The sequence below is a fragment of the Mesorhizobium sp. B2-4-13 genome (assembly GCF_006658535.1).
Taxonomy (GTDB): Bacteria; Pseudomonadota; Alphaproteobacteria; order Rhizobiales; family Rhizobiaceae; genus Mesorhizobium; species Mesorhizobium australicum.
The window spans coordinates 337,501-359,702 of record NZ_VFVB01000007.1; the positions used below are offsets into that span (position 1 = coordinate 337,501).

The window sequence follows — 22,202 nt, forward strand, 5'->3', positions numbered from 1 at the left end:
TGGTGCTGCTGTGGTTTCCAAGTATCAGATATAGGTAACTTATCCTGAATACATAGGGATAAAGTGGCGAACGCGGGGAACTGAAACATCTAAGTACCCGTAGGAAAGGACATCAACCGAGACTCCGGAAGTAGTGGCGAGCGAACCCGGACCAGGCCAGTGGCGATTGAGAGACAAGCGGAACCTTCTGGAAAGTAGGGCCATAGTGGGTGACAGCCCCGTACGCGTAATGCAATCAATCGTCCTCGAGTAAGGCGGGACACGTGAAATCCTGTCTGAAATTGGGGGGACCACCCTCCAAGCCTAAGTACTCGTGCATGACCGATAGCGAACTAGTACCGTGAGGGAAAGGTGAAAAGCACCCCGACAAGGGGAGTGAAAGAGTACCTGAAACCGGTTGCCTACAAACAGTGGAAGCCCAAGGTTCGTCCTGGGTGACCACGTACCTTTTGTATAATGGGTCAGCGACTTAGTGTGACGAGCAAGCTTAAACCGCTAGGTGTAGGCGCAGCGAAAGCGAGTCTGAACAGGGCGTTCAGTTCGTCGCATTAGACCCGAAACCGAGTGATCTAGCCATGAGCAGGTTGAAGGTAAGGTAACACTTACTGGAGGACCGAACCCATAACTGTTGCAATAGTTCGGGATGACTTGTGGCTAGGGGTGAAAGGCCAATCAAACTCGGAAATAGCTGGTTCTCCGCGAAATCTATTTAGGTAGAGCGTCGACCGAATACCCCAGGGGGTAGAGCACTGGATGGGCTAGGGGTCCTCACCGGATTACCAAACCTAACCAAACTCCGAATACCTGGGAGTACTAGTCGGCAGACACACGGCGGGTGCTAACGTCCGTCGTGAAAAGGGAAACAACCCTGACCTACAGCTAAGGTCCCCAAGTTATGGCTAAGTGGGAAAGGATGTGAGGATCCCAAAACAACCAGGATGTTGGCTTAGAAGCAGCCATCATTTAAAGAAAGCGTAACAGCTCACTGGTCTAAATAAGGGTCTTTGCGCCGAAAATGTAACGGGGCTAAAGCCATACACCGAAGCTTAGGGTTTGGTCCGCAAGGGCCAAGCGGTAGCGGAGCGTTCTGTAAGCTGACGAAGCCATACCCGTGAGGGGTGGTGGAGGTATCAGAAGTGCGAATGCTGACATGAGTAACGTAAGGGGAGTGAGAGACTCCCCCGCCGAAAGACCAAGGGTTCCTGCTTAAAGCTAATCTGAGCAGGGTTAGCCGGCCCCTAAGACGAGGCGGAAACGCGTAGTCGATGGGAACCACGTTAATATTCGTGGGCTTGGAGGTAGTGACGGATCATTGAGGTAGTCCAATCTTATCGGATTGAACGGGCTGCTGCGTGGTTCCAGGAAATAGCTCCTCCTTATAAACCGTACCCGAAACCGACACTGGTGGTCTGGTAGAGTATACCAAGGCGCTTGAGAGAACTATGCTGAAGGAACTCGGCAAATTGCACGCGTAACTTCGGAAGAAGCGTGACCCTTTTCCACGCAAGTGGAGGAGGGTGGCACAGACCAGGGGGTAGCGACTGTTTATCAAAAACACAGGGCTCTGCGAAGTCGCAAGACGACGTATAGGGTCTGACGCCTGCCCGGTGCTGGAAGGTTAAGAGGAGGGGTGCAAGCTCTGAATCGAAGCCCCAGTAAACGGCGGCCGTAACTATAACGGTCCTAAGGTAGCGAAATTCCTTGTCGGGTAAGTTCCGACCTGCACGAATGGCGTAACGACTTCCCCGCTGTCTCCAGCATAGACTCAGTGAAATTGAATTCCCCGTGAAGATGCGGGGTTCCTGCGGTTAGACGGAAAGACCCCGTGCACCTTTACTATAGCTTTACATTGGCATTCGTAGTGGCATGTGTAGGATAGGTGGTAGGCTTTGAAACCTGGGCGCCAGCTCAGGTGGAGCCACCCTTGAAATACCACCCTTATCACTATGGATGTCTAACCGCGGCCCGTTATCCGGGTCCGGGACAATGTATGGTGGGTAGTTTGACTGGGGCGGTCGCCTCCTAAAGAGTAACGGAGGCGCGCGATGGTGGGCTCAGAACGGTCGGAAATCGTTCGCTGAGTGCAATGGCATAAGCCTGCCTGACTGCGAGACTGACAAGTCGAGCAGAGACGAAAGTCGGTCATAGTGATCCGGTGGTCCCGCGTGGAAGGGCCATCGCTCAACGGATAAAAGGTACGCCGGGGATAACAGGCTGATGACCCCCAAGAGTCCATATCGACGGGGTTGTTTGGCACCTCGATGTCGACTCATCGCATCCTGGGGCTGGAGCAGGTCCCAAGGGTATGGCTGTTCGCCATTTAAAGCGGTACGTGAGTTGGGTTCAGAACGTCGTGAGACAGTTCGGTCCCTATCTGCCGTGGGTGTAGGAATATTGAAAGGATCTGTCCCTAGTACGAGAGGACCGGGATGGACGGATCTCTGGTGGACCTGTTGTGGCGCCAGCCGCATAGCAGGGTAGCTATATCCGGACGGGATAACCGCTGAAGGCATCTAAGCGGGAAACCCACCTTAAAACGAGTATTCCCTGAGAACCGTGGAAGACGACCACGTTGATAGGCCGGGTGTGGAAGAGCGGCAACGCTTGAAGCTTACCGGTACTAATAGTTCGATCGGCTTGATCGTTCTCATTCCTAATATCCATTTGACGAAGTCAAATGGTCTGACCAGCGCTCACGCATGAGCGGCCCTTACGGGCCTAAGCTTAAGCGAGGGCGCCGGACGACCGGCGACACGCAGTCGCGCTTGCGGGCTTTGCCCGGAAGCAAACTGCGGATGGCGAATAGGTATCCCCTACTCACTATTCGCTACTCACTATTCCCTATTCCAGCTTCTCGAATAACGTGCGTTTTGCCGACCTGGTGGTTATGGCGGAGCGGCTGCACCCGATCCCATTCCGAACTCGGCCGTGAAACGCTCCAGCGCTGATGGTACTTCGTCTCAAGACGCGGGAGAGTAGGTCGCTGCCAGGTCTGCAAAACGCACGTTCAAACCCTCATCCAATCGGATGACAGTGAAATCTTCTCTGCACGTCGTTCGATGCATGTCGTTGCCCCAAACCGCTAACTCTTTTGGGCGACATCCATAAAGGCCCGCCAAGGGATCCCGGGCCGCTCTAAGCGGCCCTTTCATTTGGCAAAGCCAAAAAGCAAGCAAACGCTTGCCTAGATTAGCAAGCAAACGCTTGCCTAGAGGTGACGCGGGGTGGAGCAGCCCGGTAGCTCGTCAGGCTCATAACCTGAAGGTCACAGGTTCAAATCCTGTCCCCGCAACCAATTTCATCATAAATCAATAACCGTCCCGGTCTGACCGGGGCGGTTTTTGCGTTTCGCGGTTCTGAAACGCGAACGGAGTTCCGATTTCGGGCGACGGTCAGGGCTGACGTCGCGGCCCGGACTACCCCCGAGAGAGGCTATCACCCGCTGTCGAGCCTTAAGACCGGATCAAGTCACGCCTGGGTGCAGTATCTGACCGATATCGACCGCTGGCAGCTGCGGCTCATCGTGGATGGCGCCTTTCAACGCCACGCCGACCCCGGCAACAGCGGCGACAATGGCCATCGTTGCGATCGCAATGCCGAGCCGAGCGCGCTTTGGGGATGCCTTCACAGCATCAATGAGGTCATCGACGTCCATGAGCGGATGCTAAATGGCGAGCGGCGAACAAGCCGTTAACGCAGAGCTTACGCTCGATATGCTCAGGGCCGTGAGCCTTGAACGAGGTCAAACACCGCGAGCAGCAAGTGCTTAGCGCGATCGCCAATAGGGAGATAGGCCAGAACCTCTATCGGCCGGTGCGTCCAGTGCGTTAGAAGGGCCGGTGCCTGCGTCCACGGTGTCCTGGCAATTCCGCACGTTCCGCTTTCCGGGCTCGTTTCATATCCAGCCGCTGCTGAGCGAATTGCTGCAGGGTTTGTCTGGGTGACGAGAGCGAGTTGTCATGGAGCCAGGCTTTATATTTGCCCTCTACCGACGCGAACCCCCAGAATGGGACTCCGATCAAATTTGCACGGCTGCGGATCGATACACCCAGCATCCACTTGTGCACGCGCAGTCCACCGGAGGCGCAATGCAGAAAGTATGGAACTTCTAAAAAACCCCAATCGGTCTCTGATTGTAGAACGGTCCCGCGCCGGCTTTAAGGGCCAAAAGCAGTCCGGCAGCTTCAAGGCACAGATGATCAGAAGCGGATTTTCAGGCCGGCCCGGGCATCGACATTATTGTCCAGCTGGCGCACCGGTCCGGTGATGATGTCGTCGGGCCTGCTGTCGGCCAAGTAGTCCTGAGTTGGGCCGCCCATCAGGTTCGCGAACGGTAGCGCCGCGACGGACGGTTTGTTCGGGCGAAGTCACCGACGCGTCGCCTTCTTCCCCATGACGCGGATGATAGCATAACCGGCTACTACTGTATTACTGTGCGGGAAGAAGGGCCGTTGATTTGCGCCACAGGATGTAAGCGGCTTGCCCCTTTTTTGGCTCGCCCTTCCGAAGAGGCGAGCCTTTTTTGCCCATTCGCTGCGGCCCTAAATAGTTAATTTGATGCAAGCCAAAAACAGGTAGCGGTAGTTTGCTCCGGGATTATGCCGTGTCTCCAACCCGTCCCATATCGCAGATTGTCTCGTGAATGCTATCGTCCATCTAGCTCCTATCCGGATATCCGCTGATCGGGGGCCTTCGCTCGGGTTCGATGGGTTTAAGCCCCATACCGGCACTCCAGCGCGTCCGCAATCCGCTCGCAAAGCAGTTCTCCTCTGATGATACTGACATGAAGGCGAAGACGTCTTCCTGCCACATCAACTATGGTCACTACAGCCCCATACTCAGAATAAGCGGAGAGTTCTAAAACATCTTTGAGAACGGAATCTTGTACTTCAGATGGCTCATCCATTCGACTTCCTCGCAACTCGAGATGGCGGCAAAGAGCGGTTTTTCCGGCCTTACCGGAACCTCTTCCGGCGTTTGAAAGCGACTAATGACTGATTGCCGCCTCGAAGAGCCATCCGATCAGTTGCCTTCGATATCTTCTTGCACGACATCTGGTCCCCAGATCTTCCCCTTTCACCACAATCCGGCCCAAGCCTTCGGCCTCGACTCTACGGCGGTCGGGCTGATCAAGAGCCATTGTCAACCGGCCAAGATCTCTTGGACGGCGATGACGCTGCCTGCCAGGGGATCACCGTGACCGGCGCATGCGTCGCGCTGTTCAGAGCAGGTCCAGCGTGTGCTGGTCACGCTCACCTCCAAAGAACCGGTCTAGCGCCTGCCGGAAGATTGAGCCGTCAAGGCCGGCGGTTTCGCCAAATAGCGTCATTGTTGACCGGAACTTCAAATCGTCTGAGAGCCGAAGATCTCCTGTGCTGAGCGGCCGCTTACACTGAGAGCCGCCGCTGTCGCATGACGCAGGCGTTGGCCAAGGACGGCATCCGCGAGGTACGCCCGCGCTTCATCCTGGGAGGAGATTCCATAGAGCTGGGCGGTCGGCGAGTGCCCAAGTCCGCGCAGCTGGGGAAAACGAACCACATCCCGTGGGAACGCTTGTGGCCAGCGCGCAGCTCTGCCACCGCTGCTTCGAAAACCGGCTCCTGTGCGGTACGAAAGCGGGTCAGGTCGGATGGGTCGTCAGCCGCCATGCTTACGCCTCGGCACGAACGATCCAGGCCGGGGCGTGATCGCCTGGGCGCTGCTCTCATCAATCCCGTTGCCTACCTCGCCGAAACCCTCGACGCCATCATCAACGGCCTTCCGCAGCGCCTACCACGTCGGCGGCAGATCACCCGCTTCCGAAAGCTCGAGGATGAGTACGTAGTCACGAGGTTCGTAAACCGGGTCGGTTGGCCAGTGGCTGGTGTCCGTCACCGCCGAGCCTTGCGCCAGCCGGCGGCTCTGGCTGATTCCTCCGAGCAGAACCAGCGCTCGCCCTGAGAAGGCTTATGCCCGTCTCGCTGTAATATTCCTGGTCCGACACGTGATAGATGCGCTCGCCGGTGTTGTAGCTGATGTTGCCTTTGATGTTGCAGTTGGTGAATTCGGGGCCAATCTGGATGGCTAGGCCGATGCCCAGCAGCGCCAAGAGGCCGAGCAGGCCAACCCACCATTGCGCCCGTTCGGGCGGCCGCCTACGTCGGCGATACCGGCGACGGTTATACTCGTTGTCCGCGACATCTCTGTCTCGATAGCGCCCATTTCTCAATGACTGTTGCAGCCGATGCCGTCGTGATTTCAGTCCAGGCCATTCACGTCCGGTCCGCTGATTGGGGTGTTCGGCGGCACCACAGGATTGTTTCCCTTGCCGCCGGCGCAGTCGAGATCGCCCCCGCTGTTTGGCACCGTCCCGGAGGCAGGGGCGACCCCGAGATACCTCTGGACGACGCCTGCGATCCGTTGGCCGTCGCCCTCGATGTGCGTGTTCCGGCTGCTCGGGTTGTACGGGTCGACGGTCTGGGCGAGGGTGTTGGCGCGGTTGGCGTCGCCGGCCGCGAGGGTCACGCTGTCGTAATTGTTCAGATAGTCCGCGCCGCAACCGCTGAGGGCGAGAGCAACGCCAATACAGATCCCGAGGTTCGGCCGCATCGCTCTAGACCGGCGCTGGGCTGACGCCAGCGGCTCTGAGCTGCGCGCCAAGCCTGGCTCGAGTGGCGCAAGCGGCCTTGTCGCCGGCGATGCATTTGTTGTTGGCGGCCGACCAATCCAGAAGGGCGGTGTTCAGCCAACTGCCCGGCGCTCGCTGTATCCCGTAGTGAGTTGGTGGTGCACCGGTGGCGACGGCCGCCACCGCGGCGGCGCCCTGACCGTGCGGCGCGCGCTTCCAACCGTTTAGGATCAGGCAGTTCTTCATATATTGGTCTTCGGCGACGGCGTTGCCGAGCGCGTTGCCTAGACCGGCGCCTGCAACAAAAGCCGGTGATCCGATGGCAAGATAGCCTTGATCCGCCGACCTCTTCTGCATCTCGCATTGAGCATGCGCGACCTCGAAACTTGGTCCGTATCCGATCTGCATGTAGTCGGCTTGGTTGCTAGTCTGACAACCGCAAAGCAGCACAGTGGCGCCAAGCGCCATCAACGATCTTCTGTTCATCCCCGAGCCCTCCCAAGTCCGAAGATGAGCATCTGCTAAAGTGAATAGTTGCGCAAGGCACGATTTTCCACTTGGTAAACTGCCGTCGCCACCAACGCAGCAATATAGCAGTGCGCCGAAAGCGAGATTTCCTTGGGTTTCAACGTTCGATTTCAAGCGGCTCGTGGCCAGCTCGCTCATGCAAGATGAATTGACGTAAATCCCGCATGTCGACAAGTTTCCCCGCAGGCAGGGGCAGGTATAGACGTTTCGATCCCCTGTGGTACAATTTTGATCCAAGCATCTATGGGGGTTCGAGTCGGTAGAGGTCTACCGCCAATACAGCGCTGTTGTTGAAATCGTCTGCTAACGGACCATTCGCGGTGAGTTTATACGATTAGATCTCGTTTTGCTTCAACCGAGTTGCGGCGCTGATATCAAGGGGTTCAGATAGCCGCATCGGCAGAATTGCGTCTGTCCGCGCACCGTTCAGCTCGTTGCTAGCTCATTCGGATGTCCAACGAGGGCGTACTCATCAAGGTTGGCCATGGAGCGTGTCGCAGCAGATCAGGAGGCGACATGACTAGGGTTTGGGGTGACGCTCGAGCCGCCAACGTGACGGCGACAGGCCCTAGTGATCGGAGCGAGCCGCGGGAATGAGATCCAGAGGTATCAGAAATTCGAACTCGTCCAGACGACTATCGAAATCTCCATTGAAGGTTCGAACTGCCCCATCTTTGCCCACCAAGACGATCTGATATGCGTTCTCTGCCGGGTCGAGCGCCCACCAATAGCCCTCGCGAACTGTCGATGGATCGATGGCGCCCTCCGTTGGCCAGAGGCTCGTATCAAGCCGTTGCAGTAGCTCGAATTCTATTAAGTCGAATGGATCGGCATCTCCGACGCGATTGGCCATTTGGCCAAAGGAATAAGAACCTACGTCGATGATCTCGGGCCGATCATCCTCCTGCCGAATGCTAATCGCCCACCAATAGCCACTCTGTGTCCACATGACTCCAATCTCCAAACGTGTTCGTTCGGCCGCAGACGTGCATGAGCGGGTCAGCGGGCCAGTTGATTGTTCAAGGAGTTGTCTTGGGCAGCCGTGCTGCTCGTTGTCTACGACGTAAGGGCTCCCCCGTCGTCGGTCATCACGCGGCTTAGCCAAGATACCCAGGGCCGCTTCTCTCAAGGCACGGCATGAATTTATCCGGCGCGATCAGGCAGTCAAGAGCGCTACATACCTAGGTTATGAAGCCAGGGCTAGCCGTCGCTTCGTTCCACAGCGTTCATCCACCGGCACACCTGACCAGTCCTGCCCACTCCACCCGAATCCATGATCACTGGGATGTAGAAAGTTAGACTCGCACTTCTGGACGTGGCTCAATATCTGTTGGCAGATCTCGACCGGTACGGGGGTAAAATCGAATGTTGGTCGCTCTACGACGATGTACCCAGGTGCATTCTCATCTAACCAGTTTTGGAAGCTGAAGCCCTTTTTGCCGAACGAGTAGAATGACCATTCAAGGCGACAACGGCAGCTTCCAATGAACGTATGACGTTCCAAGCAGCAGCAGGAACCACGGCAATATGGCAATCATCACCGCTAGAGTGGCCTGTTTGAGATAATCATACTTCAGCCCTAGAATTTCGGAGTTGCGCCAGATTTGCCCCATCAGGTCCCGCTTGAGTGCGGCCTCATCAATTGAGCCGTACTTTTGCAGGTAGTCGCCTTCGGTGAGCTTTGCGATTTCCTTGAAGTAGATCAAGGAGGCATGCCCACCCTCAAGATGCGGGAACGTGCAGCGGTAGAGGTTGGCAACGGTCCAGACCACGCACACGATAAACACGAACGCGGGCATGCCCACCCACCATGTTTTCAGGCCGTCTATGGCGAGATTGACGGCGGCAAAGGCCACCTGCGCCGAAACGATGGCAAACAGAGCCGAGACCTTGGAATCAATAGCGGAAAGAACCCCATAATTCGGTCGAGCTGGCGTTCTGCGACTTCGAGGCTGATTTCGTGCTTGTCGGTCATAGAGGCCACCAGAAGTTAGAACGATAGATGGAAGCGTTGTTCATCTTGTTCCACGTCATTGATTCCCACATGTTTCGCCCGTCAGCGGCTATCTTCGATTCGTTCGCTAGGCTGTCGTAGACCGCTTTGGTAATCCAGGTCGGATGGGAATGGTCGAGCGCGCAGAGCTTGGCTGCCCAGTTCGCGGCTCGCCCAATCCACACCAGGTCGCGGGCGCCCCGAATGCCGGCTTGCGCCACATGCAGCGCCGAGGTGTCGATGCCGACGGTGTGGTTCAGAACATAGGTACTGTTCGGATATTGCGCCTTCAAAGCGGGCTGGATGAGGTATTTGCAGGCCCAATTGATTTTGAGCGCGGTCTTTGCGGCGTTGGTATTCTTGTAGTCGCCAATGTACACGGCCATGACCCGGTCGCCATCGTAGGCCGTAATAGTTCCACCGAAATTGCGGATGATTTTGGCGGAGCAGCGCAAGAACGCCTTGTAAACCTCAGCCGCAAAGACGGGCCTGTAGTTGTCGACAAGCCCTGTCGATTCGGACAGGTCGGCATAGAGAACCGTAGCATTCAGCTGGACGGCGTCGTTGCCCAGCGTCACGCTGTCTTCGTGCGGAACCGCCGTGCCCTGACCTGTGGCCCACTGATCTTTGAAGATTGCCTTTACTTCAGCTTGCAGATCGTCTTTGAGTGCCACCGCTAAGTCCCCCGAGCAGAACACATAGAGATTGCTTCGACGTTTTTGAACAAGCGGGCAAGTTAGCTCACAGGAATAGTTTCGGGCTTCCGCTTTTTCCGTTGCCTCTCCCAGCTGTTGCCCTTGCCGCAGTCGAGCGCGTGGTAGGTGTTCGCCGCCAAAATCGGTCGCCATCGCTTCGGCTTGGTGCGGCTGCCCCCGCAACTGTTAAGCCCAAGGGCGATTAAGCAATCGTTTCTGTTTTGCGATGTCGAGGATGGCGTAGGTACCGTCAGCCCACTTCAAAGGATCTCTTTAGGTCTGTCATGCAAAGGTTCAGATATGCGAAATCGCCTAAATCGGTTCCTTCGCATCGTCTCTAAGGCACATGACGCGCAGGCTGAGAATTCCACTCGACGTTCGCCTTTAGGTCAGGCTTGCTGTCGTAGCGAAGTCGATTGAGGATTTATTTGTTGAAATATTGTTTTAAGTCTTGCAGAGTTGCCGCACCGTTCCCAATTGTTCGACACCTTAATCTCGGCCCCACATTCGAGGGCGGTCGCAAGCAAATTTCGGAGCGGGTACATGAGCCATAGCTGGAGCCATGCTCGGGCGGAAAAGCACATTTCGGATCGAATTGCCGACGTGGATGACGTCGAAGTTGTCGAATACACGAAAGACAAGAGCCTTGACGCTATTCCCGTCGACAAGGCTTATCGAGTGTTTGGCGCACACCTCTATGCGGACATTACCAATATTGACGAGATGCTGAACTGCACAAGTGAAGAGGGCATCACGTGCCACCGTCGCACGCTACGGTTCTTGCATCTCCATCAGCGCGCCGTGAAGCGCGTCCTTGACGCTTGTGACGTGAAGCGCGTGGACTTCCACAACCAACGTCTGCATAGCGTTGTAACCAAACCTTACAATACCGACGCGAATGCCGAGGCCAAGCGGATTCGGAAGGCGGTAGCCGTTGCCCAGTTGATCATTGATGTCTTGGGCGAAACCGGTGACGATGACGAGCACATAGCTAACGCAAAGGTATGCGTCGGAATCGACAGCGGCGAGGCATTGGCCGTCAACAATGGCCGGCGCAACAGTCGTGAAGCCCTGTTCCTGGGAGCGCCCGCCAATCTGGCGGCAAAGTTTGCGTCTGGCGCGTCCAGAGAGGGAATTTACCTGACGAACAATGCCCGAGAGGCCATCGGCCTGAAGGCGGTCGACAAGCCATCCTCGACGGCGCTGTCTAAGTCGGAAATCGAATCTTGCCAGGAGCAGTCCAACCTCCCGGCGACAAAAGACGGCATTGTGGCTGCTTGGCGCAAAGACTTCGAGAATTCCTCTATCAACGATTTTCAGTTCACGCGGCATACGCCCCCTCTCGAGGGGATGCGGTTCAATGAACTGGGTCCAAAAACGTCACGACGCCAGGAGGCAGTGAACATCTATGCTGACCTTGATGGCTTCACCAAGTTCGTGGCGGACAACATGGCGAAGTCCGCGGCGGACGTCGTCAAGGTCCTGCACGTCGTGCGAGCAGAGCTTGATCGCGTTATTGCCAGGGATTTCGGTGGTCGGCGCGTCCGTTTCATAGGCGACTGCGTCCACGCCCTCCTTTGTGAAGGGACTTCTCAGACGACTGATGTTGAGGAAACAATCAGTACGGTGATCCTGTGCGCTGGTGGTTTGCGATCGAGCTTCGACCTGGCGCTGGAAAAACTGCAGGACGAGGGCATTGATATCGGTGAATTAGGCTTGGCAATTGGGTTTGAACACGGGTGGATGACCGCCACGCGTTTGGGGATCCAAGGCGATCGCCTGCGCTGTTCCGTCAGCAGAGCCACGTATGCGGCAGAGGGCGAACAAATACGTTGTAATGGTCGTCAGACCGCGATTGGCCAAGTCGCGTACGATGAGGGCACCGATGCCGTACGCAACCTGTTCGGAAAGTCGCGGATAATTACCGGGCTGGGTTATGACGAGGCCGTCGACGGCTTGGCTGACGACGGAGATGCAAAGGCCAGCGCAACCCGCAAGGCAGCGCTAGCTTCAGCCTCTCCGGCAATCCAACGGGCTGCCGAAATGCCCCTGCGGCCTCATCTCCATGACCTCGACGAGTGATCGTGCCGTCATCGATATCCTTCGGGTCCGTGCATCGGAGGTCGGAGCAGTAATTACAGGCTCGGCTGACACCGAACTGCGAGTCACGCTGCCTATCAGGCGCACAAGTGACGCGGTTGTGACCTTCAGGTTGAACGTTGAGTGTCACGGTGGCTTGCTTACGGTACGCGAGGTCAAACCCGAGCACCTGCCAGGCTTCTGTCCCGATCGACATATTAATCCGGGCGGCTCGTTTTGCCTGTATTGGAAACCTGTTGATGGGATAGATGTCGACGACGCAGCTGCAGGGATGGAATGGTGGTCCACGGTTGTAGCTTTCCTCAGGCTCCAGCTCAGGGCAGCCAAACTTCGGCGATGGCCAAATAGACGTGGCCGCGCCCATGGGGAAGCTGCACGCTACCAGCACGCGGCTGAAGAGTTGGCAACGCAACTTGGGCTTAGCGATGCTCTCCTGGCCGGTGATCTGCGCTTAGCAAAAGGTGTGAAAGGCGGCTACGGCCGTGTTCTTCGGCTTCTGCGCGGCGACACGAAGATTTTGGCAGTCTGGGAAGAAGTTCCACGGGTAGTTACAGTTCGGCGCGCCTGCATTTGCGGTCAACACCGCCGAGCTAGAGCGATGAACGATTGCGGTGACCATGCCTCGGCGGCTGCCCGGCTGGTGATCGCGATGAAGCAAACGCAAAGACTTGAAGCCGACTTCATGAAAGTATTCGCCAGTCGACAGTGTTGCGGCACGATGGACGATTGCCCTCTCAAGAAAGCTGCATGAGCAAGGACGCAAAAATGAGCAAATCTCGATTTGGCGCAGATGATGGCGGCCGCAGACTGCGAGCCGCCCTTAACGACCAGGTTCTGCTCGCTGGCTCGGCCGAACTTATTGAAGACATTGCCCAAAGGGGGCACCTCGAGACGATAAGTGAAGGCAACTCGTTCATCACTCAGGATGACGAGTCGGATGACGTCTTCCTGATCCTAGCTGGCTCCTGCGAAATCCTCGTCAATGGGCACAGAATGGCGACACGGGGCCCAGGGCAGCATGTTGGAGAGATGGCCGCTATTGAGCCTTCTCAGCCCCGTTCTGCGACAGTCAGAGCCTTGGACAAAATGGAAGCGTTGCGTCTAAGCGGTGATGAATTTGCTGAACTGGGCGCCACGTTTCCCGTTTTATATCAGTCCATTGCGCGCGGTCTCGCCAAACGGCTCCGCGAGCGGAACCGACATGTTGGGAAGCACCGCGACATTTCCAAGGTCCTGCTGATATCCTCGAAAGAGGGTCTTGCCGTCGCGGAGGCTCTACAAATGTCTTTCGAGCACGACAAGGGGATAGAAGTCGATATCTGGAAAGATGGCGTCTTTCGGCTGTCTGATTATGCGTTAGAGTCGCTGGAACGGTCGCTGGACGAGTGCGATTTTGGCGTCGCCATTGCCACTCCAGACGATGTTACGAAAAGTCGTAATAAACGCTGGCCGGCGCCGCGCGACAACGTGATTTTTGAGTTGGGGCTTTTCATGGGCCGTCTCGGCCGCAGCAGGGCGTTATTGATGGAGCCCCGCGACGAAGGGGTCAAACTGCCCACTGACACCCTCGGCATGATGACACTTACTTACAAATTTGACGAAAAGCGGCCGCAGGCCAGCATTGGTCCAGCCTATACACAGCTCAAAAGGCACATCCAGAAGGAAGGGCCATTCAACGGTTAGTAGTGTAATTTAGTATAATGTATATTATGCGTGGGCAAGTCGTTGATTTCACAGCTGGAGTTACCGTTTCGAATTTTCTGCGTTTAGCCTGCAGCTGATTTTGCGTGCTGATGAAAAAAATGGCGGCATCGATCCGCAGTGTTGCGACTTTGATCGAAGCATGTCTGGGCGTTCGAGGCCGAAGAGGGCTACCGCCAATACAGCGCTGTCGTAGAATCATCTGCTAGTGTAACGTTCGCAGCGAGTTTATACGGTTTAGATCTAGTTCGCTTCAACCACCTTACGGCGCTTATCTGATGGCTAAAACTTTCGTTCTTGCCAAGGAGGTCCGCTAGATGGTGCGGGTCTAGGAGACGAAACCAAAGAAGCGTTAAGGCCATTGCGGCGGCCCTGATGCAGTTGGCTTTCGCAGGTGAATTGTCTGTGGCCTGATGCCGGTCAACGGTTCTCGGTCTATCGCAGGCTCGCCGATGAGATCGACCCCATCACCAGTGCATTGCCATCACCACCAACCACACGAAGCGCCAGGGCTGGTATCCCGGTGAGAGCTGCTTCTTTAGCATATGCTTGACTAGAGATGCATCGTAGTGCTTCTGCTTCGCAGGGGTCGGAGGCACGTGCATGACTTCAAATGTTAGACAAGGTCTTGCGGAAATCGAGGCCAACCCTGCTCCGCGCCAGCGTCCGACCAAGCGCCTTTCCTTCCGCGAACAGGTGGCGGTCGCGGCGCGGTTGCTTGCGGCCATCGCCAACGACAAGCGCCTGTTGACACTCATTCATTTGATGGATGGCGAAAGAACGGTGTCAGAACTGCTCTCCCCAGTGGGCTGCACTAAGCACTCCATTTCGCTACATCTAAGAGAGCTCGTCGAACATGGAGTTCTCGACTGCCGCACCGAAGGCTGCTGGCGGTATTATTCCTGCAAGTCCGAAGAAGCCAAGGCTATCATCAGGTTGCTTGATGATCTGGCCAGAAAGAACGAGCTTCCTGCGTTGCCATCTAGGGTTCCGCAGCGACCTTGCAGAAAGAGGCGATCAAGGTAGGCCGTCCGATTGGCTTGACAACGAGCGTTCGCCCCTTCGAGTTGCGAGCAAGTGACAGAGACCGAAACATAACATGGGACAAGCTTGATCAAGGCCGGTAAAGGGGTGTGGCTACCGCAACCAGCGCAGAAAGGGTAAGGACATCAGATTTGCCGAGCCAGTTGATCGTGAGCCTGATGGGTACGCGCAGCAGCCGGCGAGCATCCTCAAATGCACCGATTTTGCTGGCGTAGCGCCTCAGTCGGCGTAGGCCGTCTTTACTATGGCTCTCAAAAAGAATCGCAGCCGATAGCGTGACAATCTCGAATGATATATGATCATTGCCTAATGTGCTTGCATTTCGCTGGGGGCAATTTCGGGGCATGTCCAGTTCCACAAACCGAAAGGTGCTATCGAGAAGCGTGGTCGAAATGGGCCTCTTCTCCGCGGTGATGAACACGCTCATACTGATCCTGCCCCTCTACATGCTGCAGGTCTATGATCGAGTTTTGCCCGCCGCCAACTTGGATACTCTCACCTACCTTACCTTGCTGGCGCTTGCGTCGCTTTTACTTTTCGGCGCGCTCGAAGTCGTACGGGGTGTTTATGCGAGCCGACTCGCCGCACGCCTGGATGTCTCTTTGGGCGCATCGTCTTTTCTCGCCGCAATGAGTGGCCCACGCGCTGGACTCGGCGATGTTCAAGCCTTGCGTGACCTGGCCACTCTGCGGGGATTTATCGCCTCGCGAACCATCTTCTTTCTCTTCGATCTTCCTTTTGGGCCTATTTTCGTGGGCCTCCTCTATTTCATCCACCCGTTGCTGTTTCTTGTAACGGTCGTCGGGGCGGTTCTCATGGTATCTATTGCCGTGCTGAACCAAGTCGCGAGTTCGCGGCCTGGCAAAGAGGCGGCGGAGAATCTTGGCGCCGCAATGAATTCGGCGCAGGCCTTCGCGCGAAACTTCGAAACGGTTCGCGCGCTCGGCATGGTGTCGAATGCGATAGAGTTCTGGGGCACCCGTTTTTCCGGCTCTCTGCATGCCTCCAATGGGCTCGCTCGCACTAACGCATTTTATGGTGGTGTCTCCCGCACCACACGATCGGTACTGCAAATCGCGATATTGGGCGTCGGCGCATATCTGGTTCTGCACAACGAGATGACTGCCGGTATGATATTTGCGTCCTCGATGATTTCCGCGCGTGCCTTGCAACCTCTCGATCAGATCGTTGGAAGTTGGCGGCAGATCATCGACGCCAATGTTGCGTGGAAGCGGCTTTCAGCTGTCCAATCGAGGTCCGGATCAAAGGAAAATGTCGCATTGCCAACGCCCGAAGGAGCGTTGAGCGCGGATCAGTTAGTCTATCATCTTCCTGGTTCGGCCGACGGCTCGCTACCGCTCATAAAGCGGGTGACCTTTGAAGTCCCCGCTGGCGAAACAGTCGCGATCGTCGGGCCAAGCCAAGCTGGAAAATCAACTCTGGCGCGTCTCATAGTTGGTGCCATTGAGCCCCGCTCGGGGGTGATCCGCATCGATGGCGGCGATATTCGAAACTGGGATCCGGAGGAGCTCGGCGGCCATATTGGCTATCTTCCGCAGGATGTAGAACTTTTCCCAGGAACCATCGGCCAGAACATTACTCGTTTCGAGCCGGATGCGCCTGACGGGAAATTGGTTCAAGCAGCTCAACAGGCGCAGGTGCATGAGCTCATCTTGGGTCAGAGGGATGGATATTCGACGTTGATCGGCCCGACCGGCGTTCGCCTCTCGGGTGGCGAGCGTCAGCGCATTGGGCTTGCGCGCGCCTTTTACGGCGATCCCAAGCTGTTGGTTCTCGATGAGCCCAATGCAAATCTCGATTCGGACGGCGAAGCCGCGCTCGAGCGGGCGATCATCCAGGCCCGTTCACGAAAAACGACCGTGCTCGTCATCACCCACCGACCCTCCCTCGCTTCCAAATGCGATCGCATCCTCATGCTGCGAAATGGTCAGGTCGAAATTTACGGTTTGACTAAGGACGTACTCGACCAACTTGCCAAGCGACGGGGCCAAGCGGCAGCGGCGGTGGCCGCTCAGTCGCATGACAATGAAGGAGTGGTGCCTTTCCCGTCACCAGGTCGCGTTGACATAAAGGTCGCCAAGGATGGTTCCTAGCCAAGCCCTCCAAGCGGACGCGAAGGTGTATCGCTGGCAGCGCAATGTCGACACACGCACGAATCGGATCACGTTGGTCGGCTTTGGAAGCGTGGCCGTTTTCGTGCTCGGATTCGGATTCTGGGCGGCCACCGCACCAATTGGGGGCGCGACGATCGCGCCAGGTGTGGTTGCAGCAGCTGGGCAAAATATCATGATCCAGCACCTCGAAGGAGGCGTGGTCAGCAGCATCAAGGTCCGGGAGGGCGACAGGGTCTCAAGAGGCCAGGCCCTGATCGTGCTCGATCCGACGGTCGCGCAATCCCAGCTGAACCGCGTTCTCAAGCAGTGGGTTGCACAAAAAGCTGAAATTTCGCGGCTCGAAGCAGAGCGGGACGGACTTGAGAAAATTGTCTTGTCCAGTGACCTGGGAGCCTATTCGGGCGCTTCCGAATACAGCGATGTCTTCGGAGAGCAAAGCAAGGAATTTCAGGCTCGGTTAGCGCGCTATGCCGCAGAACAGGGAATTCTGAAGCAACGGGTAGCAGCACTTGAGGATGCCATTGTTGGGCTAAAGGCTCAAAAGGGGGCCGCGGAAAACCAGCTCGCAATCGTCAATGCGGAAACGGAACGAAAAAAGCGTCTTTTGGAAAGAGGACTGACAAATCGTTCGGAATACACCGATCTTCTACGCAGCACCGCCGACTTGGTAGGCCAAGCGGGATCTCTAGAGGCGCAGATCGCCAGTTCGGCAACCCAGACCGTGGAAGCGCGTCAACAGATTGAACGGCTAACAACCAGCCGGGTCGAGGATGCCGTGACCGACATGAACAAAGCACGGGCACAGGTCGCGGACCTCGAGGAACAAATCAACGCTGCTCGATCGGTCCTGGACCGGACGACCATCCGGGCGCCGGTCGACGGCATCGTCGTTCGATCCCTCTACAATTCTCAAGGCAGCGTCATCAGAGCCGGAGAGGTTGCGATGGAGCTCCTGCCGACCACGAACGAGCTCATCGTCGAGGCCAGGATAAAGCCCGAAGATATCGACTCGATCCGGGTGGGGCAGGATGCGAGTATGATGTTTACGGCGCTCAATGCGCGCACGACGCCGAAAGTATCCGGAAAGGTGTTCTACATCTCGGCAGATCGGCTGACTGCTTCCAGCACGGGGCTGCCTTATTTCACCGTCCGGCTGAAAATGGCCGACAAGCTGCCGCCGCAGGTCAAGCCCGAGCAGATCTATCCGGGCATGCCCGTCGAGACATTCATCTCAACGGGCGAGCGGACGTTTCTGGCTTATCTCACCAAGCCACTGGTCGACTCGTTCCAGCGGGCATTCCGCGAGCGATAGGCCCGCCCCTGCGTCTGGAATATCCGAAATTCAGATCTGCAGCGGGCGCCGGTTGATCCGGCGCCCGCTTCAGTTTGGTCCTTGCACCCGTGGTCAGACGAAGTGGAAATCGTCCGCCGGATGGTAGCCAACCACGGTCCGGCCAGTGCCATCGTCGGCTACCGTGAAGCTGTCCGCATCGTAAGCGCCGATGATGTGGAGCGTGGCATCATGGCTACCGTCCGAAATCAGCAGCGTTCCTCCACTTCCGTCCTGGTTCACATGATAGACAGCCGATGTTCCTGTGCCGAACAAGATGTCTCCCAGGTCCACCTTGTCATCATTGGTGATGCCGGCGATGCTTCCGCTGAAATCGAATGAATCGTCCAGCTGCAAGGTGCCGGCAGCATCCGCCGCAAAGGTGACGTTGGTGGAAGAGGCTGCGTGAAACTCAATTTGCGACATGTTTCCGATGATCGCATAGCCGTCGCCGGTAACCTGACCACCTATCGTGATATCACCGCCATTGGCCCAGATCAGTCCGGAATTGGCGACGGCACCGTTGATTGTCAGCCCACCCGATCCCGTCGCCTCCAGAATCCCGGAGTTGGCGACTGTGCTGCCGCCAGTGTCGATGACCAGCGTATGCGTGCCGGTGGCGATGATTGTGCCTTGATTGTTCAGGCCCAGCAGTCCGCCGCCGAATTGGCCGGCGCCGGAGATCGTGTTGTCCATATTGGTCAGGGTGACATCGGCGGCCGTGCCGGAGATCACGTTCGCATCGCTGTCGGACAGGATGATCTGTCCACCGCCGTGCAGCGTTATGCCGCTGGCGATCACCTCGACCTGCGTGGTCGAGCCCGCACCGTTGAGCGCGATCGTACCTGTGTTGTCGATCGTGCCGCCGAGCGGCATGATCGCACCGTCGACGATCGACATCGTGCCGCCGTTGTGGGTGAGCGGCTCCTGGTCAAAGAGGAAGTTGCCGGCGCCGAGCTCGGAGGCCGAGACGCCCTGCACGGTGATCGTCTCGCCGGAGCCGACGGTGACCACGGCGTTACCGCTGCCGTCTTCGGCGATAGCGAGATCACCGAAAACGCTGACACCATTGAACCCGATCAGGTCGATCCTATCTGCCGCAACATCGAAATTGTGCAGGGTATCGGCCGCGATCGGCTGGCCGAACACGAACAGATCGGCGCCAGAAGAGCCAGTCAGGTGATCTTCGGCGGACACGGCGTAGATGGGATTGCCGGGTGCGAAGACTTCGACGTTGGTTGCGATTAAGCCACTTCCGATGCTTCCGTCGGCATTCGTCCAGGTTTCGGATATGTTGAGGACGAGGGCACCTGCGTAACCGTCGGGCGACGTGAGCGACAACTTGGCGAGGTTATCGGCCTGCAAAATCCAGGTGCCGTTGCCTATGTCCATGCCCTCGCTCAAAGTCCAACCCTCAGGAATCCCAGTGATTGTCAATGAGACAGCGCCAATGCGATCGGCAGACGGATCGGCCAACCCGAGATCCATTGCCTGTCCGGACACACCGGCAGGTGCGCCGCCGAGCACGAAGTCGCTTGTCTGAAGCGAAGGCACTCCAGCGAGATGAACTTCAATAAGACCTGCATTGCCGCCGTTCAACGCTCCACCGGTCGGATTGGCGAACACGATGGTCTGGTTGTTCGCCGTGTCCACGAACCAGGCGGTTTGATGCGACAGAACGGAACTTGTTCCAGTCGCCAAGGCGCCCTGAACCGCGGTGATTCCGGTAGCCGTCGTGAACTGCACGTGGTCAGATCCCGACGTGAAGTCGGTTACTGTATCGACGGATGAGTTGCTCGACTCGGTGGAGTTCGCGAGCGTATATTTGAATGTATCATTGCCCGAACCGCCGGCCAGGATATCAGCGCCCGCGCCGCCAGTCAGTGTGTCGACCCCACTTCCGCCAAGAAGCAAATCGGATCCATTGCCGCCATTCAACGTATCATCACCACCGAGGCCGACGAGAATGTCGTTTCCATCGTTGCCGGAAATTGTCTCTCCTGCAGCCGTGCCAACCAGGGTGTTGTCCGAGGCATTGCCGGTCACCCCCGCTAGGAGGTCGGGCAGGTTCGCAACGATCGCTGAATAGGTGATATAACCACGCGAAGGAATCGCAAGTGCGAGATGGGCTGTCTCGAACGAATTGTCTACCTTTGCGTGCCAACTCGACGTGGACAGGTCGAGACTGCTGTTTATATTGCCGTCCAGATAGTTCTGCAGCGCGGTTTCAAATGGCGCGTTCGATAGTATTTCTTCTAGTTGGCTGGAAGAAAAAACCAATGTGATGTCATCGTTGTTACCTTGGTTCCCTTGGTACTCCGTGATTGCTCCAATGTGCTGATAAGATGTCACCAAGGTATCTTTGCCCTGCCCCATCATCACGGTTGTAATGTTGCTAAGCGGAGCGGATGAGAAGTCAGCAGCGTCATCGTGGTTACCGAAGTTGATGACACCACCGGCCACTGACTGAGCAACGATTATTGTTGCTGTCGCGGTGTTGCTCGACAGCGAGCCGTCGGTGACATGGTAGGTGAAGCTAGCTGTGCCGAAGAAAATACCGGGCGCGGTGTAAGAGAATGAGCCGTCACTATTGAGCGTGAACGAAGTAAATGTTCCCGCTGCGGGACCCGAGTCGAGCACCACTTGTAGTGACGACGTTGTATTGTCCACGTCGGTATCGTTCGCACGGACTCCGGTCGCCAACGGTACCGTCAGAGTGCCCGCCGTACCGTCCGTGTGGGTGAAGGTGTAACTGTCGTTGGCCGCCACCGGCGCGTCGTTGACCGGGGTGATGCTGATGGTGACGCTATGCAAGACGCTGCTGTCGATGCCATCGCTGGCAACGACGTTGACCGTGCGAGCCGCCGTCGTCGGCGTGTCGCTGGTGTTGTTGTAGACGATGCCGTCGAGGATCGTCTGGTAGGTGGCCTTCGCGGCCGAGCCGGTGATCGACAGAATGCCAGTGCCTGCGGTGTAGAGCACCGTCAGTCCGGCGGCAGCCGCCGTGGCGCTGGCGTTCAGCGACAGGGATTCCACTGCATTGCCATCGGGCCGCGCCGCCAGCGTCGCCGTCAGGGACGTCAGGTTGGCCGAGTCGACATCGGCTACGGTCGCCGAAGGCGAGATCACCAGCGGCGTCTGCTCCGTGAACAAAGCCGTCGCGTCATTGCCGATGCCGGCGCCGTTGAGATCGATGACGGGTGCATCGTTGACCGGGGTGACGCTGATGGTAACGCTATGCAAGACGCTGCTGTCGGTGCCATCGCTGGCAACGACGTTGACCGTGCGAGCCGCCGTCGTCGGCGTGTCGCTGGTGTTGTTGTAGACGATGCCGTCGAGGATCGTCTGGTAGGTGGCCTTCGCGGCCGAGCCGGTGATCGACAGAATGCCAGTGCCTGCGGTGTAGAGCACCGTCAGTCCGGCGGCAGCCGCCGTGGCGCTGGCGTTCAGCGACAGGGATTCCACTGCATTGCCATCGGGCCGCGCCGTCAGCGTCGCCGTCAGGGACGTCAGGTTGGCCGAGTCGACATCGGCTACGGTCGCCGAAGGCGAGATCACCAGCGGCGTCTGCTCCGTGAACAAAGCCGTCGCGTCATTGCCGATGCCGGCGCCGTTGAGATCGATGACGGGTGCATCGTTGCTGCCGGTGATGGTGATGGTGACGAGCTGGTCGACCGATCCGCCGTTGTTGTCGGCGACGGTGACCGTATAGGTCTGGGTCAGGGTCTGGCCCTCGGCCAGGAACTGCAGGGCGGCATTGTCGACCGCGAAGCTCCACGACACCTGGCCGGCGCCGTCGCCGGTCGAAACATTGGTGATGGTGGGCGTGAAGGTGCCGAGATAGCCGCCGGCGGCCGGGGCGGCCGAGACGGTGTGGGTGTCGGTGAGATCGACGTCGGCGAAGTCGATGGTGCCGGAGGCCGAGGTCGGCAGCGTGTCTTCCTCGACGGCGCCGGTGTCGACCGCCGCGGTGATGGTCGGGGCGTCCTCATTGCCGGTGATGGTGATGGTGACGAGCTGGTCGACCGATCCGCCGTTGTTGTCGGCGACGGTGACCGTATAGGTCTGG

13 protein-coding genes, 1 tRNA gene, 2 rRNA genes and 2 pseudogenes (1 of these 18 running past the window's edge) are annotated in these 22,202 nt (G+C 57.4%); 9 read left to right on the top strand and 9 right to left on the bottom strand.

Annotated elements, in window-relative coordinates; genetic code table 11:
• The 3 genes from FJ936_RS20965 to FJ936_RS20975 form a co-directional block, all read left to right on the top strand.
• Window positions 1-2,645: ribosomal RNA gene (locus FJ936_RS20965) — 23S ribosomal RNA — on the top strand; it begins 187 nt to the left of the window's first position.
• A 232-nt stretch (window positions 2,646-2,877) separates the two neighbouring features.
• Window positions 2,878-2,992: ribosomal RNA gene (gene rrf / locus FJ936_RS20970) — 5S ribosomal RNA — on the top strand.
• A gap of 226 nt (window positions 2,993-3,218) precedes the next feature.
• Window positions 3,219-3,295 (top strand) — tRNA-Met (locus tag FJ936_RS20975).
• A 168-nt stretch (window positions 3,296-3,463) separates the two neighbouring features.
• On the opposite strand, the gene FJ936_RS20980 is transcribed toward FJ936_RS20975, so the two are convergent.
• The 8 genes and pseudogenes from FJ936_RS20980 to FJ936_RS21015 form a co-directional block, all read right to left on the bottom strand.
• Window positions 3,464-3,655: a hypothetical protein gene (locus FJ936_RS20980; protein ID WP_141906901.1), complete on the bottom strand. Its 192-nt coding sequence runs from the start codon at window positions 3,653-3,655 to the stop codon at window positions 3,464-3,466.
• 1,566 nt (window positions 3,656-5,221) lie between these two features.
• Window positions 5,222-5,648 (bottom strand): annotated as a pseudogene (locus FJ936_RS20985) (DUF1810 domain-containing protein).
• Between the two features lie 222 nt (window positions 5,649-5,870).
• A pseudogene (locus tag FJ936_RS20990) lies at window positions 5,871-6,208 on the bottom strand (hypothetical protein).
• A 29-nt stretch (window positions 6,209-6,237) separates the two neighbouring features.
• Window positions 6,238-6,588 (bottom strand): calcium-binding protein, encoded by a 351-nt coding sequence (locus FJ936_RS20995; RefSeq protein ID WP_141906902.1) that lies wholly within the window; start codon window positions 6,586-6,588, stop codon window positions 6,238-6,240.
• 4 nt (window positions 6,589-6,592) lie between these two features.
• Entirely contained in the window at window positions 6,593-7,273 is a 681-nt protein-coding gene (locus tag FJ936_RS21000) for a hypothetical protein (RefSeq protein ID WP_141906903.1), read from the bottom strand.
• 430 nt (window positions 7,274-7,703) lie between these two features.
• On the bottom strand, window positions 7,704-8,084 hold the full coding sequence (locus FJ936_RS21005; protein ID WP_141906904.1) for a hypothetical protein: 381 nt from the start codon (window positions 8,082-8,084) through the stop codon (window positions 7,704-7,706).
• Window positions 8,085-8,595: 511 nt separating this feature from the next.
• Window positions 8,596-8,991 (bottom strand): Pycsar system effector family protein, encoded by a 396-nt coding sequence (locus tag FJ936_RS21010; RefSeq protein ID WP_141906905.1) that lies wholly within the window; start codon window positions 8,989-8,991, stop codon window positions 8,596-8,598.
• 115 nt (window positions 8,992-9,106) lie between these two features.
• A complete protein-coding gene (locus tag FJ936_RS21015; RefSeq protein WP_210245827.1) occupies window positions 9,107-9,976 on the bottom strand; it encodes an adenylate/guanylate cyclase domain-containing protein in 870 nt (289 codons plus the stop codon).
• Between the two features lie 390 nt (window positions 9,977-10,366).
• On the opposite strand from FJ936_RS21015, the gene FJ936_RS21020 reads away from it, so the two are divergent.
• The 6 genes from FJ936_RS21020 (at window position 10,367) to FJ936_RS21045 (ending at window position 18,115) form a co-directional block, all read left to right on the top strand.
• Entirely contained in the window at window positions 10,367-11,905 is a 1,539-nt protein-coding gene (locus tag FJ936_RS21020) for a transcriptional regulator (RefSeq protein WP_141906906.1), read from the top strand.
• A gap of 289 nt (window positions 11,906-12,194) precedes the next feature.
• Window positions 12,195-12,674: an E2 domain-associated cysteine-rich protein gene (locus FJ936_RS21025; protein ID WP_348643165.1), complete on the top strand. Its 480-nt coding sequence runs from the start codon at window positions 12,195-12,197 to the stop codon at window positions 12,672-12,674.
• On the top strand, window positions 12,671-13,606 hold the full coding sequence (locus FJ936_RS21030; RefSeq protein WP_141906908.1) for a TIR domain-containing protein: 936 nt from the start codon (window positions 12,671-12,673) through the stop codon (window positions 13,604-13,606). The genes FJ936_RS21025 and FJ936_RS21030 overlap by 4 nt, the downstream gene beginning before the upstream one ends.
• A 621-nt stretch (window positions 13,607-14,227) precedes the next feature.
• On the top strand, window positions 14,228-14,650 hold the full coding sequence (locus FJ936_RS21035; protein WP_141906909.1) for a metalloregulator ArsR/SmtB family transcription factor: 423 nt from the start codon (window positions 14,228-14,230) through the stop codon (window positions 14,648-14,650).
• Window positions 14,651-15,012: 362 nt separating this feature from the next.
• Window positions 15,013-16,782 carry a type I secretion system permease/ATPase gene (locus tag FJ936_RS21040; RefSeq protein ID WP_141906910.1) on the top strand — a complete coding sequence of 590 codons (1,770 nt, stop codon included), beginning with the start codon at window positions 15,013-15,015 and terminating at the stop codon, window positions 16,780-16,782.
• Between the two features lie 25 nt (window positions 16,783-16,807).
• Entirely contained in the window at window positions 16,808-18,115 is a 1,308-nt protein-coding gene (locus FJ936_RS21045; protein ID WP_246680500.1) for an HlyD family type I secretion periplasmic adaptor subunit, read from the top strand.
• 93 nt (window positions 18,116-18,208) lie between these two features.
• Here FJ936_RS21045 and FJ936_RS21050 read toward each other — a convergent pair.
• Window positions 18,209-22,202: Ig-like domain-containing protein (locus FJ936_RS21050; RefSeq protein WP_141906912.1), on the bottom strand; the 3,994-nt coding region annotated here is incomplete at its 5' end.

Excerpts from the sequence above, each read along its gene's own strand:
- FJ936_RS20980 (WP_141906901.1), bottom strand. The coding sequence starts at position 3,655 with ATGGACGTCGATGACCTCATTGATGCTGTGAAGGCATCCCCAAAGCGC.
- FJ936_RS20995 (WP_141906902.1), bottom strand. The coding sequence starts at position 6,588 with ATGCGGCCGAACCTCGGGATCTGTATTGGCGTTGCTCTCGCCCTCAGC.
- FJ936_RS21000 (WP_141906903.1), bottom strand. The coding sequence starts at position 7,273 with ATGAGCGAGCTGGCCACGAGCCGCTTGAAATCGAACGTTGAAACCCAA.
- FJ936_RS21005 (WP_141906904.1), bottom strand. The coding sequence starts at position 8,084 with ATGTGGACACAGAGTGGCTATTGGTGGGCGATTAGCATTCGGCAGGAG.
- FJ936_RS21015 (WP_210245827.1), bottom strand. The coding sequence starts at position 9,976 with ATGGCGACCGATTTTGGCGGCGAACACCTACCACGCGCTCGACTGCGG.
- FJ936_RS21020 (WP_141906906.1), top strand. The coding sequence starts at position 10,367 with ATGAGCCATAGCTGGAGCCATGCTCGGGCGGAAAAGCACATTTCGGAT.
- FJ936_RS21025 (WP_348643165.1), top strand. The coding sequence starts at position 12,195 with ATGGAATGGTGGTCCACGGTTGTAGCTTTCCTCAGGCTCCAGCTCAGG.
- FJ936_RS21030 (WP_141906908.1), top strand. The coding sequence starts at position 12,671 with ATGAGCAAGGACGCAAAAATGAGCAAATCTCGATTTGGCGCAGATGAT.
- FJ936_RS21035 (WP_141906909.1), top strand. The coding sequence starts at position 14,228 with ATGACTTCAAATGTTAGACAAGGTCTTGCGGAAATCGAGGCCAACCCT.
- FJ936_RS21040 (WP_141906910.1), top strand. The coding sequence starts at position 15,013 with ATGTCCAGTTCCACAAACCGAAAGGTGCTATCGAGAAGCGTGGTCGAA.